Origin of the sequence: Kallipyga massiliensis ph2 (assembly GCF_000311985.1) — a bacterium.
GTDB lineage: Bacteria > Bacillota > Clostridia > Tissierellales > Peptoniphilaceae > Kallipyga > Kallipyga massiliensis.
In genome coordinates this window covers 36,193-50,366 of record NZ_HE978585.1, presented here as the reverse complement: position 1 = coordinate 50,366, position 14,174 = coordinate 36,193, and the positions used below count along the sequence as shown (strand labels likewise).

Sequence of the window (14,174 nt, the reverse complement as noted above, 5' to 3'; positions counted from 1 at the left end):
CCGCCTTCGGCTCATGGAGCCCGGCGTAGAAAGGAGGCTTTCGTGCTTTATCGGTATTCCGGTACCATCCCCAGCGAAATTTCCTCCATCTGCGACCACACCCTCCGGATCGTCCGAGAGATCGACCGCCACCTCCCCATGGACCGGTCCAGCCTCCAGGATATCCGCCTGGTGATCTCGGAGCTCATGATCAACGCCTGCGAGCATGGGAACCGGAACAATCCCGACAAGATTGTTTCGATCGATGTGACGGCGGATGATGAGGTCATTTCCATCTCCGTCCGAGATGAAGGCAGTGGGGTGACCTGGGAAGGGCCCTGTTTGGCACAGAAGATGAAGGCCTCCGGAAGGGGGCTCATGATCGTGGAAGCCTTGGTGGAAGAGCTGACGGTCAATAAAAGTGAGGTCCACTGCATCTATAAATTTCATCACTCCTAGGCCCTGGATCGCCATGAGGACTCCCTTCCAAGCACGGATGGATCGGGATTTCTCGGAGACAGGGTCTTTTTTTATGTTAAAATTAATAGGATAAGAAGGATCCGGCCAAACCGGTCCTTTATGGAATACAGTTAGGGAGTAAGAATGAAAAGACAAGATATACGAAATGTTGCGATTATCGCCCATGTTGACCATGGCAAGACCACCCTGGTGGATGGGCTCCTCCGGGTCTCCGGATCCATCCGACAGAACCAGGAAATCCAGGACCGGGTCATGGATTCCGGCGACCTAGAGCGGGAGCGGGGGATCACCATCCTCTCCAAGAACACTGCGGTCAACTACAAAGGGACGAAAATTAATATTATTGACACCCCGGGACACGCTGATTTCGGCGGCGAAGTGGAACGGGTGTTGAAAATGTGCGATGGAGTCATCCTCCTGGTGGACGCCTTCGAGGGCCCCATGCCCCAAACCAAGTTTGTCCTCCGGAAGGCCGTAGATCTGGGCCTACCCGCCATCCTCTGCATCAACAAGGTGGACCGGGCCGATGCCCGGGTCGATGAGGTCAAGGACGAACTTCTGGACCTCTTTATCGCCGTGGATGCGCCGGAGTCCTATCTGGATTCCCCCATCATCTATGCCTCCGCCCGGGAGGGATGGGCCAGCCGGGACCAGGACAAAAAAGGGACCGATATGGCCCCCATGATGGACATGATCCTGGAAGCCATCCCTTCCCCTGAAGGGGACAGCGAGGGCCCCTTCAAACTTCTCATCTCCACCTGCGACTACAATGACTATGTGGGCCGGATCGGGATCGGGAAGATCGGCCAGGGTCAGGTCAAGGTAGGGGACCACGTCACCATCAAAAACTACAATAATCCTGAAGTGGACCGGGAAGTCAAAATCACCAAGATCTTTGAATTCGACGGACTCAAGCGGGTCCCGGTCGAATCCTCCGGAGTCGGATCCATCATCGCCGTTTCCGGGGTGGAGGGGATCGAAGTGGGGGACACCCTCTGCGATCCGGAGGATCCCTCCCCCCTGCCTTTTGTCAAGATTTCAGAGCCCACCCTCCAGATGACTTTCTCGGTCAACGATTCCCCCTTTGCCGGTCAGTCAGGAAAATACGTTACCTCCCGCCACCTCCGGGCCCGCCTTTTCAAGGAGCTGGAAACGGATGTTTCCCTCCGGGTTGAGGAAGGGGAGGGGACGGATTCCTTCAAAGTCAGCGGCCGCGGTGAACTCCACCTTTCCGTCTTGATTGAGAAAATGAGGCGGGAATCCTATGAGTTCCAGGTCTCCAAGCCGGAAGTCCTCTTCCGGACCGATGAAAAAGGCCACAAGATGGAGCCCATCGAAGAGGTGGTCGTGGACATCGACCAGGAATTCTCCGGAGCCGTCATCCAGGCCCTTGGCCGGCGGAAGGGAGAACTCCAGGAAATCAAGACCACCCCATCCGGCTACACCCGGCTCATCTTCAACATTCCTGCCCGGGGCCTGATCGGTTACCGCCAGCAGCTTTTGACGGATACCCGGGGGACCGGGGTCCTCAACAACGAGTTTTTGGAATATGCCCCCTATAAAGGGGAGATCCCCCGCCGGCCAACCGGGTCCCTGATCGCCTTTGAAACCGGGGAAGCCACAGGCTATGGGCTCTTTGCCGCCCAGGATCGGGGTCAACTCTTTATTGAACCCGGCGTGGAAGTGTATGAAGGTCAGGTGGTGGGGGCCAACCCCAAGGGTCTGGATATCGAGGTCAACGTCTGCAAGAAAAAGGCCCTGACCAACATCCGGTCCGCCGCCTCCGACGAAGCCCTCAAGCTCTCTCCTCCCCTTAAGCTCAGCCTGGAGCAGATGATGGAGTTTGTGGAAGAGGATGAGCTCATCGAAGTCACCCCGGATGCCCTCCGCCTCCGCAAGGCCATCCTGGACACCAACAAGCGCTATAAGTCCAAGAAATATTCATAAGACCATCTAGGAGCTGACCATGGACCTCTTTGTAAAGATTTTTCTCACAATCTATACCTTTCTTTATGAAAATTATTGGTGGATCAACCTGGTCCTGGTCTTGACCATCATCTATTGGGGCCGGGAAAGACCTGCCCGGTCCACCCTCATGTGGATCCTGGTCATGACCCTCCTCCCGATTGTCGGCTTTTTCCCCTACCTCCTCCTGGGCCAGGATACCCGCCGGACCAACATGTTCCGGATAAAGGCCGAGCAGGACCGGTTCATCCGGGAGGAGAGCGAGATCCAGGAGAAGATGCTGGGAGACCTGCCGGATATTTTCGATGACTTTGAGGAAAGGGCCACCATGGGGGAGGTGGGGGAACTGGCCACCTTAAACCTTAGACTCAACCAGTCCGTCCTTTCTGCCGACAATGATGTCCGGGTCTTTACGGACGGTCAGGAAAAGTTTAATGCTCTGATTAAAGATATTGACCAGGCCCAACACTCCATCGAAGTCCAATACTATATTTTCAAGTCGGATGGTCTGGGCACCCGATTGATCAACCACCTGGTTCAGGCGGCGGGACGAGGAGTCCGGGTCCGCCTCCTCACCGACGGGATTGGCTGCCGCTTCATTTCCAAGCGGGAGTTTCGTCGAATGAAGGAGTCCGGCATTGAGGTGGGGATCTTCTTTCCTTCCTTCCTCCGGGTCATCAACCTCCGGATGAACTACCGGAACCACCGGAAGCTGGTCGTCATCGACGATGCCATCTCCTATATTGGTGGATTTAACGTCGGAGATGAATACCTGGGCTTGAATGATAGATTCGGTTACTGGAGGGATACCCACCTGAGAATCCAAGGGTCTGCAGCCCATGCCATTAAGGTCCGCTTTATCCAGGACTGGTATTATGCGACAGGTCTTGACCCCGCCCTGGAGCCGGATATCCGCCCCATGGAGGGGACCGGTTCCATCCTCTGTCAAATGGTTTCGTCCGGACCGGACACCAAGATGAAAAACATCAAACTGGCCATGATCAAGATGATTAACCAGGCCGACAAGCGGATCGACATCCACACCCCCTATTACATACCGGACTCTTCATTCCAGGAGGCCTTGACCATCGCCCTCCAGCAGGGGGTGGAAGTCAACATTATGATTCCCGACAAGCCCGACCACCCCGTGGTCTATCCGGCAACCCTGTCTTTCACCAAAGCCATTGCCAAGAACGGGGCCAATATCTACCGCTACGACAACGGCTTTCTCCATTCCAAGGTCCTCATCGTCGACGATGTCTTTTCCATGGTGGGGTCGGCCAACATCGATGAGCGTTCCTTCTCCTTGAATTTTGAAGCCTCGGAAATCGTCTATTCGGCGGAAGTCAACCAAGAGCTCCGCCGGGCCTTTGATGAGGATATCGAGAAATCCACCCTCCTGACCCAGGAGTGGTGGAAGACTATGCCACTCCGTTACAAGATCCTGAGCCCGATTTGCCGGCTCTTTGCCCCCATTCTATAAAGGTGGGGAGAGAAAGAGGTTACCCATGAACGAGGTCAAAAAATCCACAAGGAGGATCGGCCGACTGGCCTTTGTCCTGGTCGCCGTCCACCTCCTCTTTTCCCTGGCCATCGACTATATGCTATCTTCAGGAACCATGAAGGATCCCACCCTCTTCATTACCATGGAGCGGATTTCCTATGTTCTCCTGGTCCTGTCTCTTGCTTTTGCCGCCCTTCATGGCCTGGCCATTTTCCTGGACCCCAATATCGACGGCTTCCAGGTCTTCATCGGCCTGGTTGAAGCGGCCTATTTTTGCGGAGGGATTCTGCCGGCCATCTTTATTTTCCAGGGGCTTTTCGTCGATCCAGGTGTCTACCAGAAAATCCTAGCTAATTCCACCATGACCTTCCTCATGTCCCTGGGCCTATTATTAGGCGTCCTGGTGGTCTTTCTCCACCTGGTCCACTTTTTCTTTTTCAAGGATGACGAGCCTAGGAAGGAGTCCCAATGAAAAAAATATCCAAGGCGGTGGTTCGGCGTTTGCCGAAATACTACCGCTATCTAACGATTCTTGCTGAAAAGGGAGAGGAGCGAGTCTCTTCCGCCGCATTGAGCGAAATTACCGGCTTTACCGCCTCCCAGATCCGCCAGGACCTTAACCACTTCGGCGGCTTTGGCCAACAGGGTTTCGGCTACCGGGTCGACAGCCTCCGGGACCAGGTGGGAAGGATCATCGGGGTGGAATCCGGACAAAAGGTCGGCATTGTGGGCATCGGCCATCTGGGCGAGGCCATCGCCAACTCCAAGCTCTTCTCCAACACCAACTACGAGCTCAAGGCCCTCTTTGATGCGGATCCGGAAAAAGTGGGCACCAAGTTCAGTGGACGGGTCATCCATTCCATCGATAAGCTGGAGGCCATCATTCAAAAAGAAGGCCTGGACATCATCACCATCACCACACCCTCTCGGGTAGCCCAGGAAATCGCCGACCGGGCCAGCCAAGCAGGCATTAAGGGGATCTGGAACTTTGCCCTCTATGACATCCGCTTGCAGGAGGGGGTCGTTTTGGAAAATGTCTACCTGGAGGAATCCCTCCATACCCTTACCTACTACATCCACCACCCGGATGACTACCAGGGGGCCTAGAAGATAAAGGAAAGAACCACATATGGCAGTAATCAGTGTACAAGACCTAAAAAAATCCTATGGGATCAAGCCGATCCTGAAGGGGATCTCCTTCCAGGTCAACCAAGGGGACAAGATCGGGATCATCGGGGGAAACGGGGTGGGGAAGACCACCCTTTTCCGCCTCCTGACCTCTATCGAAGATCCGGACTCCGGAAAAATCTCCATGAAGGGGGACCTCCGCCTGGGCTACCTGGCCCAGAACGTCCACATCGAATCGGACAACTCCCTTTTTGAGGAGTGCAAGAAGGCCTATTGGCGAGCCTTCCAGGTGGAGGACAAGCTCCGGGATTTGGAAAAGCAGATGGGGGAGGACCTGACCAAAGAGGAACTTTCTCGGGTCATGTCCTCCTACCAGGTCCTGACCGAACGCTTCGAGGAGGAGGGAGGCCTTTCCTACATCTCTGAAATTCGGGGGATCCTCAAGGGTATGGGCTTTGGGGAGGACCGGTTTGACGACCCGGTCAACGTCCTCTCCGGCGGGGAGAAGTCCCGCCTGGAGCTGGCCCGGATGCTGTCGGGTCGGCCGGATATCCTTCTTTTGGATGAACCCACCAACCACCTGGATATCCAGGCCATCCGCTTCCTGGAATCCTTCCTGGTGGATTTCAAGGGAGCCGTCCTCCTCATCTCCCATGATCGGTACTTCCTGGACCGGATCTGCCAGCGGATCTTCCTCATCGAAAAGGGCAGGCTCTTTGCCTATAACTGCGGCTACCGGGAATACACTCAAAGGCGGGCCAAGGACCTGGAAGTCCTCCGCCACGCCTATGAGAACCAGCAGGCGGAAATCGCCCGTCAACAGGAGATCATCGACCGCCTGTCCAAGCAGGGAGGGTCCCTCCGCAAGCGGGGGATTGCCCAGTCCCGGTCCCGGCAGAAGCTCCTGGACAAGATGGTCCTGGTGGAGGCGCCACCGGACCAGGACCCCCATATGCGGTTCAAGCTGACTCCCCGCTATGAGTCGGGTCGGGATGTCTTGGAGGTGGAGGACCTGGCCAAGTCCTTCGACGGTCGTCCTCTTTTTCAAGGGGTCAGCTTCTACCTGGGAAAGGGATGGAAGGTGGGCCTGGTCGGGGAGAACGGGGTGGGCAAGACCACCCTCTTCCGGATCCTCCTGGATAAGATGAGTGGAGACATGGGGAGGGTCAGCTTCGGGTCTGCGGTGAAAACGGCCTATTTTGACCAGGAGCAGGCCAACCTGGATGATGACAAGACGGTGATCGATGAGTTTTGGGATGCCTACCCCCAGATGGACCACTACCGGGTCCGGTCCAACCTGGCCAAGTTCCAATTCGTTGGCGATGATATTTTCCAGGTGGTTGGGGACCTGTCGGGGGGCGAAAAATCCCGCCTGGCCCTCCTCAAGCTCATGCTCTCCAATGCCAACCTCCTTCTCCTGGATGAGCCGACCAACCACCTGGACATTGAAAGTCGGGAAATCCTGGAGGAGGCCTTGATCGACTATGAGGGGACGGTCCTGGTCATCTCCCATGACCGCTACTTCCTCAACCACGTCTGCGACCACATCTTCCAGCTGACGCCGGAAGGGATGGTGACCAGCCTGGGGAATTACGATGACTTCCTGGCCGGTCAAGAGGCGGACGGCAAAGAAGAGGAGGCCGGGGAAGGCCTGACCCAGACCCAGAAGAAGAAAATCCAGAAGAAGAAGCGGATGAAGAAGGAGGAGGTCCGAAAGGCCCGGGCCCAGATCCAGGACCTGGACCGGGAGATCCAAGACCTCCAGGCCCAGGCTGAAGTCCTCCAGGCCCAAGCCCTGGACCCGGCGATTTATGAGGACTATGAAGAGGCCATGGTGGTCCATGACCAGCTGGAGACCATTCAAAAGAAGATTGAGGAAGCCAGTGACCGCTGGCTCTCCCTATCGATGGAACTGGAAGGAGAGGAAGAGGAATGAAGATCATAGCCTACCGCGGTGTGGATAAGAATGCACCGGAAAATACCATGCCGGCCTTCCGGGAAGCCATCCTGGAGGGGGCAACCGCCATCCAATTGGACGTCCACTTTTCCAGGGACAAGGAATTGGTCGTCTTTCACGATGATTCCGAATCCCGGATGATTGACGGGGTGGGCTTTGTCCGCCACCACACCCTGGAAGAACTCCAGTCCTATTCCTTCAAAATCTACCGGGATCGGACCGACCTCCACATTCCTTCTTTGAGGGAATACTTGGAATGGGCCAAGGACCTCCCCCATACCACCATCATCCACATGAAGAACAACCACTTCCTTTATCCCGGCATGGAGGAGGCGGTTCTTGACCTGGTTGAGGAGTTTGATCTTTTGGACCGGGTCATTCTGGCTTCCACCCGGGCCTCCTCCCTCCGGATCCTCAGGGACCTCCACCAGGACATCCGACTGGCCATCTTGGCGGATAGCCTGGAAGAGGACCTCTTCGAGGAGCTTGCCTCCCTGGAATTGGAGGCTATCCTCCCCAACCGGATCCTGGTCAACGAAAAGCTGGTCAGCCAGGCCAGGGGGATGGGGCTGGAAGTTTGGCCCTTTGCCGTCAATCGCCTTTCCGCCTTCCGCCGACTGGAGACCTTTGACATCCAGGGGATCTTAACCCGGGATGTGGAGGGGATGAGGGAAGCCCTGGGCGAAAAAAATCCCTATGATAAGGTGATTTTGAAAAAGGCCACTGAACTTCCTGATGAGGAGGAAGAAGAGGAGGAAGGCAAGTCAAAGACCCGCTTCCCCCTGGGACGAAAGAAGAAGGAAAAGACGAAAGGAGGCTTTGTTGGTATCCTGGTGTCCATGGCCATCTCCGTGGGCCTGTCCGCCCTGGCCGCCCTCCTGGTCATGAAGCTCTTGGAGCGGATGATCTAAAGACAAGTAGTGAAAACAGAGCCGGGTTTCCCTGACTTAGTCAAGGGGACCCGGTCTTTTTTTATACAGAATTATCAATCGAAGTGGAAGAGTGCTAAAACTTCGCCTAAACCCTTGAAATCTCCGGCTGAAAAGCGTATACTAGTAATAGTCAAAGATGGTCAAAAAGGAGGAGCAAGTGAAATATAAAGACTACTACGAGACGCTCGGGGTCGACCGGTCGGCCAGTCAGGAGGCCATCAAAAAGGCCTATCGAAAACTGGCCAAGAAATACCATCCCGACTTGCACCCCGACGACCGCTCGAACGATGAGAAATTTAAAGAAGTCAACGAAGCCTATGAAGTTCTGGGCGATAAAGAAAAGAGACAGAAATACGATACCTTCGGTTCCAACTACAATTTCCAGGCCGGGCAGAATTTTGATCCCAGTGATTTTGGATTCTCCGGCTTCCGGAATGGCGGAGGGACCTACACCTATTCAACCTCCGGAGGGGCCGGCGGTTTTTCGGATTTCTTCGACCTGATTTTCGGAGGAGGCCAAGGGGCCGGAACGGGAAGTTTTTCCGGGTCGGGTGGTAGAGGATCCTCTCCCTTTGGCAACCTGGGCGACCTCTTTCACCAAGGAGGTCGGACCAAGGCAAAGAGGCAGTCGCCCGCCTATCAGAGCGATTTACCCCTATCTCTGGAAGAGGCCTTTGGAGGGGGAAGCCGGACTTTGGCTTTTACCATCCAAGGCGTCCACAAGGATATCTTGGTTAAGTGGCCGGCCGGAATCAAGGAAGGACAAAAGATCAAGGTGAATGGAGAAAAACAGGGCTTGGATGGGGACCTCCTTTTGAAGGTTCACATCCAAACCCCCTACGAATTAGAGGGCTTGGATATCACCATGGACCTGGAGGTTCTCCCCTGGGAGGCCTACTTCGGAGGGAAAAAGACCATCGACACCCTCCATGGCAAGCTCAAGGTCAAGCTGCCGGCCAAGTCCCGGTCGGGACAGAAGATCCGAATTCCCGGCAAGGGCTACCAGGACCGGAAGAAGAACAAAGGCGACCTCTACCTCCGCATCATGATCAAAAACCCGGACCGCCTATCCCCGGAGATGGAAAAGCAATACAAAGACGCCATGAAGGGCGTCTAGGAGGACACTATGCAGGAAAAATTCACACAAAAATCCTTGGAAGCCATCCAAGATGCCCAAAAAGCGGCGGTAAAAAATGGCAACCCGGAGGTCACGGACCTCCATTTGCATTTGGCCTTGACCATGGATAGCGATGGGCTGGTAGCCCGGGTCCTCAAGGCCATGAACATCGACATCAGACTCTACCAAACGGACCTTAGCCGGGCGGTAGATAACCTCCCCGTCCAGGAAGGCCAGAGCCAGGTCTACCCTAATGCCATCTTCCAGCGGGTCCTCCTTAAAGCGGAGGATGAGGCCAAGGAGATGGGGGATGATTACATCTCTGTGGACCACCTCTTTTTGGCCCTCCTGGATGAGAAAAACATCCCCTCTCGTCGGATTTTCGACCAATATGGGGTGGACAAGAAGACTTTTAAAGAGAAACTCCTTTCCATCCGGGGGTCCCGGAAGGTGACCTCGGACAATCCCGAAGAGACCGAGGATGTCTTGGAAAAATACGGCCGGGACCTGACGGCCCAAGCCCGAGAGGGCAAGGGAGACCCCATTATCGGCCGGGATGAGGAGATCCGCAATGTTATCCGGATTCTCACCCGGCGGACCAAGAACAACCCCGTCCTCATCGGTGAGCCCGGGGTGGGGAAGACGGCCGTGGTCGAGGGCCTGGCCCAGCGAATCGTCAACGGCGACGTTCCCTCTTCCTTGAAGGAAACTATGATCTACGAGTTGGACCTGGGCCTCCTATTGGCCGGAGCCAAATACCGGGGCCAATTCGAGGAAAGGCTTAAGGCCGTCCTCAAGGAAGTGGAGGAGAGCCAGGGTCAAATTATCATGTTCGTCGATGAGCTCCACCTCATTGTCGGAGCCGGACGGACAGACGGGGCCATGGATGCCTCCAACCTCATGAAACCCGCCCTCTCCCGGGGGAAGATCCATGTGATCGGGGCGACCACCCTGAACGAATACCGGGAGTATATTGAAAAAGATGGGGCCCTGGAGCGCCGTTTCCAGAAGGTCATGGTGGATGAGCCCTCCTTGGAGGACACCGTGTCCATCCTTCGGGGGATCAAGCCCAAGTACGAACTCCACCACGGCCTCCGCATTTCCGATGGGGCGGTCATTGCGGCGGCCACCCTCTCCGACCGCTATATCACCGACCGCTTCCTCCCGGATAAGGCCATTGACCTCATGGATGAGGCGGCGGCCATGGTCCGGACCGACCTGGACTCCATGCCCCAGGAACTGGATGACCAGAGGCGGCGGATCCTCCAGCTGGAGATTGAAAAGGTGGCTCTGACCAAGGAAAGTGACGAAGCCTCCAAACGCCGTTTGGAGGAGCTGGAAGAGGAGATGGCCCAGGTCAAAGAGGAATACAATGCCGGCTATATTGCCTGGGAAAACTCCAAGAAGGCCCTGGAGGAGACCACCGACCTCAAGGAAGAAATGGACCGGGTCAACCATGAGATTGAAGAGGCGGAGAGAAACTACGACTACGAAAAAGCCTCCGCCCTCCGCTACGGCAAGCTCAACGACCTTAAGGTCCAATTGGACCGGGCCAACAAGAAGTTGGATGAGGATGAATCCGCCGTCAAGGAAGAAGTGGGGGAAGAGGAAGTCGCTGAAGTGGTCTCCAAATGGACCGGGATCCCGGTCGCCAAGCTGACCCAAAGCGAAAAGGACAAGATCCTGGACCTCCCCCTCCGACTCAAGGAAAGGGTGGTCGGCCAGGACACCGCAGTTCAGGCGGTTTCGGATGCCATCATTCGGTCCTCTTCCGGCTTAAAAGATGCCAGCCGGCCCATCGGGTCTTTCATCTTTCTGGGCCCCACGGGGGTGGGGAAGACGGAATTGGCCAAGGCCCTCACCCAATCCATGTTCGACGATGAAAGAAATATGGTCCGGATCGATATGTCCGAGTACATGGAAAAGTATTCGGTCTCCCGCCTGATCGGGTCGGCCCCGGGCTATGTGGGCTATGAGGAAGGGGGCCAGCTGACGGAGGCGGTCCGCCGCCACCCCTACAGCGTGGTCCTCTTTGATGAAATTGAAAAGGCCCACCCTGATGTCTTCAACATCCTCCTCCAGGTCCTGGATGACGGCCGTTTGACCGACAACCAGGGGCGGACGGTGGATTTCAAAAACACCGTCATTATCATGACCTCCAACATCGGCTCGGAATATATCCTGGAGGGCATGGGGGAGGACGGGGAGATCAGCTCGGAGGCCAAGGAAAGAGTGAATGAAGACCTCCGCCGGGTCTTCCGGCCCGAGCTCCTCAACCGGATCGATGACATCATCCTCTTCCGGGCCCTGGGTAAGAAAGAGGTGGAAGCCATCATCGACCTGGAGATCGAAAAGATCGATGACCGCCTGGCCGACCTGGGAATCGGCCTCCATGCCGACGACAAGGCCAAGGACCTCATCCTAAAAGAAGCCTACTCCCCCCAATTCGGCGCCCGTCCGGTCAAGCGCTATCTCCAGAAGCATGTGGAGACCTCCCTGGGACGGAAGCTCCTGGAGGGGACCATCCTTCCTGACCAGGAAGTGACCATGACTGTGGAAGATGGCCAGCTGGCCTTCCGAGCCCAAGAATAAGCAAATCGCAACCAAAGTTGTCCGACTCTCCGGAGTCGGGCGACTTTTTTTATCCCATGAAGAGGGTGAATCCGCTTGGGGGGAGGTAAAGTCCCTCGCTTTGGGTTATAATTTTTTTAGATCATTCACTAAGGCGGGCAAGGAGGATGCCTGCCGACAGTATAAAAAACACATATCCCAAGGGGGACCAAAATGACAGATAAAGCAAGGAAATCCAAGTATCCACTGACCAAGTTGGAGAAGGCCTGGATCGGTTACGACATCGGAAATTCCGCCTTCACCCTCCTGGTCTCCACCATCTTCCCCATTTACTTTAATTCCCTGGCCGAGGGCGGGGGACTGGCTCCCCACATGGCCCTGGCCTACTGGGGCTACGCCACCGCCATCACCACCCTCATTGTCGCCATCCTGGGCCCGATTTTCGGGGCCATGGCCGATGTCCGGGGGAAGAAAAAGAAGCTTTTCGCCATGACCGTGGCAGTTGGAGTCCTGACCATGATGGCCCTCATGCTCCCCCTTTCCTGGTTCCAGTTCCTGGCCTTTTTTATCATTGCCCGGGTGGGCTACCAGGCCAGCCTGGTCCTCTATGATGCCATGCTGACGGACATCACCGAGCCGGAACGGATGAGCCGAGTCTCCTCCTACGGCTATGCCCTGGGCTACATCGGCTCCACCGTCCCCTTCATCCTCTCTCTAATCCTCATCCTCATGGGGGAAAAGATCGGTTTGTCCATGCAGTTCCGCATGGGCGGGGCCATCATCATCAACGCCATTTGGTGGCTGGCCTTCACCATCCCCCTCTACAAGAATTTTGAACAGAAATACTACGCTTCCGAGACCATAGGGTCCCTGGGCCAGGTCTTCCGGGGCCTGGGAAAAACTATCCTGGACCTCCGCCACTTCAAAAAAGCCTTCCTTTTCCTGATCGCCTTTTTCTTCTATATCGATGGCGTCTACACCATCATCGACATGGCTGTGGCCTACGGGGGTTCCCTGGGCTTGGATTCCACCCAGCTCCTCTTGGCCCTCCTTTTGACCCAGTTTGTGGCCTTCCCCTTTGCCCTCCTCTTCGGCAAGCTCTCCAACAAGTATGACAACGGCCTCTTGATCAAGGTCTGCATTGTGGCCTATGCCCTCATCACCCTCTTCGCCGTCCAGCTGGACAAGGTCTGGGAATTTTGGTTCCTGGCCGTTTGCGTGGGCATGTTCCAGGGCGGGGTCCAGGCCCTGTCCCGATCTTATTTCGCCCAGTCCATCCCCAAAGAGAAGTCCGGCGAATACTTCGGCATCTATGATATTTTCGGAAAAGGAGCCTCGATCACCGGAACTCTGATGGTTTCGGCCATTTCCCAGGCCACAGGCCGGCAGAACCTGGGCATCCTGGCCCTGGTCATCCTCTTCATCTTCGGCTTCTACTTCTTTGCCAAGGCGGACAAGGTTGGCCGGGAGGTCATCGTTTAAGTCCTTTTTTTCACCCTTCCTTTTTCTCCACAGAAAGCAGGCACTCATGTCCCCGATTTTCATTCCCCAAAACTACCGGCCCAAGCTAGATGCTTATGAGATCCAGCGGGCCATTGACTATATCAAGCAGACCTTTCAATCCGAATTCTCCACCACCATGAACCTCCAGCGGGTTTCGGCCCCTCTCTTCGTCGCCCAGGACAGCGGCCTTAACGACAACCTTTCGGGCAAGGAACGTCCTGTTGCCTTCGACATCCCCGCCCTGGATAAGGAAGGGGAGGTGGTCCACTCCCTGGCCAAGTGGAAGCGGGAAGCCTTGGGTCGCTACGGATTCTCCACTTATGAGGGCCTCCTCACCGACATGAACGCCATCCGGCGGGATGAGGACCTGGACAACATCCACTCCATCTATGTTGACCAGTGGGATTGGGAGGAGGTCATCCGGGAGGAGGACCGGAACACCGACTTCCTCCGGGAGACGGTCCAAAGGATTGTGGATTCCATTTGCAATGTCAACCACCTTCTCAAGTCCCGCTTTCCCTCTCTGGACACGGAGATTGTCCGCCAGGTTACCTTCATCACCGGCCAGGAATTGGAGGACCTCTACCCCGACCTGACCGCTAAGGAAAGGGAGCGGGCTATCTGCCGGGAGAAAAAGACGGTCTTTATCCAAGGGATTGGCGGTCCCCTTCGTTCGGGCAAACCCCATGACGGCCGGGCCCCCGACTATGATGACTGGGACCTCAACGGCGATATTCTTTTTTACAATGAGATCTTGGACGATGCCTTTGAAGTTTCTTCTATGGGGATCCGGGTCAACCCCCAAAGCCTGGACCGCCAGCTCCGTCTGGCCGGGGCGGAGGAGAGAAGAAGCCTTCCTTATCACAAAAACCTCTTCGCCGGCAACTACCCCCAGACCATCGGCGGGGGGATCGGCCAGTCCCGTCTCTGCATGTATATGATCGGGACCGCCCACATCGGCGAGGTCCAGGCCAGCCTTTGGGATGAGGAAACCAGGAGGGCTTGCAAGGCGGCGGGAATCCGCCTGTTATAAGGAGA

Annotated in this window: 11 protein-coding genes; all 11 read left to right on the top strand. The window is 55.9% G+C overall.

Going from position 1 to position 14,174, the window contains the following annotated elements; translation table 11 throughout:
• Positions 1–42: 42 nt before the first annotated feature.
• The 11 genes from HGKM_RS00200 to asnA all read left to right on the top strand — a co-directional run bounded on the left by HGKM_RS00200 (position 43) and on the right by asnA (position 14,169).
• On the top strand, positions 43–438 hold the full coding sequence (locus HGKM_RS00200; RefSeq protein WP_019133285.1) for an ATP-binding protein: 396 nt from the start codon (positions 43–45) through the stop codon (positions 436–438).
• Between the two features lie 144 nt (positions 439–582).
• Positions 583–2,406, top strand: a complete 1,824-nt coding sequence (gene typA / locus HGKM_RS00195) for a translational GTPase TypA (RefSeq protein WP_019133284.1) — start codon at positions 583–585, stop codon at positions 2,404–2,406.
• Positions 2,407–2,425: 19 nt separating this feature from the next.
• A complete protein-coding gene (gene cls / locus HGKM_RS00190; RefSeq protein WP_019133283.1) occupies positions 2,426–3,907 on the top strand; it encodes a cardiolipin synthase in 1,482 nt (493 codons plus the stop codon).
• A 25-nt stretch (positions 3,908–3,932) separates the two neighbouring features.
• A complete protein-coding gene (locus HGKM_RS00185; protein WP_019133282.1) occupies positions 3,933–4,400 on the top strand; it encodes a hypothetical protein in 468 nt (155 codons plus the stop codon).
• Positions 4,397–5,035, top strand: a complete 639-nt coding sequence (locus tag HGKM_RS00180) for a redox-sensing transcriptional repressor Rex (protein WP_019133281.1) — start codon at positions 4,397–4,399, stop codon at positions 5,033–5,035. The genes HGKM_RS00185 and HGKM_RS00180 overlap by 4 nt, the downstream gene beginning before the upstream one ends.
• Before the next feature lie 22 nt (positions 5,036–5,057).
• Complete coding sequence (abc-f, locus tag HGKM_RS00175) at positions 5,058–6,992, top strand: ribosomal protection-like ABC-F family protein (RefSeq protein WP_019133280.1); 1,935 nt, start codon at positions 5,058–5,060, stop codon at positions 6,990–6,992.
• Positions 6,989–7,924: a glycerophosphodiester phosphodiesterase gene (locus tag HGKM_RS08100; RefSeq protein ID WP_019133279.1), complete on the top strand. Its 936-nt coding sequence runs from the start codon at positions 6,989–6,991 to the stop codon at positions 7,922–7,924. Before abc-f ends, HGKM_RS08100 begins: the two co-directional genes overlap by 4 nt.
• Positions 7,925–8,102: 178 nt before the next feature.
• A complete protein-coding gene (locus HGKM_RS00165; protein WP_019133278.1) occupies positions 8,103–9,062 on the top strand; it encodes a DnaJ C-terminal domain-containing protein in 960 nt (319 codons plus the stop codon).
• Between the two features lie 9 nt (positions 9,063–9,071).
• Positions 9,072–11,654 (top strand): ATP-dependent chaperone ClpB, encoded by a 2,583-nt coding sequence (clpB, locus tag HGKM_RS00160; protein WP_019133277.1) that lies wholly within the window; start codon positions 9,072–9,074, stop codon positions 11,652–11,654.
• 192 nt (positions 11,655–11,846) lie between these two features.
• A complete protein-coding gene (locus HGKM_RS00150; RefSeq protein ID WP_019133275.1) occupies positions 11,847–13,115 on the top strand; it encodes an MFS transporter in 1,269 nt (422 codons plus the stop codon).
• Positions 13,116–13,161: 46 nt separating this feature from the next.
• Positions 13,162–14,169 (top strand): aspartate--ammonia ligase, encoded by a 1,008-nt coding sequence (gene asnA, locus HGKM_RS00145; protein WP_019133274.1) that lies wholly within the window; start codon positions 13,162–13,164, stop codon positions 14,167–14,169.
• Positions 14,170–14,174: the final 5 nt, after the last annotated feature.

Bases quoted from the DNA above. Each gene is read 5' to 3' on its own strand.
- typA (WP_019133284.1), top strand. From the start codon at position 583: ATGAAAAGACAAGATATACGAAATGTTGCGATTATCGCCCATGTTGAC.
- cls (WP_019133283.1), top strand. From the start codon at position 2,426: ATGGACCTCTTTGTAAAGATTTTTCTCACAATCTATACCTTTCTTTAT.
- HGKM_RS00185 (WP_019133282.1), top strand. From the start codon at position 3,933: ATGAACGAGGTCAAAAAATCCACAAGGAGGATCGGCCGACTGGCCTTT.
- HGKM_RS00180 (WP_019133281.1), top strand. From the start codon at position 4,397: ATGAAAAAAATATCCAAGGCGGTGGTTCGGCGTTTGCCGAAATACTAC.
- abc-f (WP_019133280.1), top strand. From the start codon at position 5,058: ATGGCAGTAATCAGTGTACAAGACCTAAAAAAATCCTATGGGATCAAG.
- HGKM_RS08100 (WP_019133279.1), top strand. From the start codon at position 6,989: ATGAAGATCATAGCCTACCGCGGTGTGGATAAGAATGCACCGGAAAAT.
- clpB (WP_019133277.1), top strand. From the start codon at position 9,072: ATGCAGGAAAAATTCACACAAAAATCCTTGGAAGCCATCCAAGATGCC.
- HGKM_RS00150 (WP_019133275.1), top strand. From the start codon at position 11,847: ATGACAGATAAAGCAAGGAAATCCAAGTATCCACTGACCAAGTTGGAG.
- asnA (WP_019133274.1), top strand. From the start codon at position 13,162: ATGTCCCCGATTTTCATTCCCCAAAACTACCGGCCCAAGCTAGATGCT.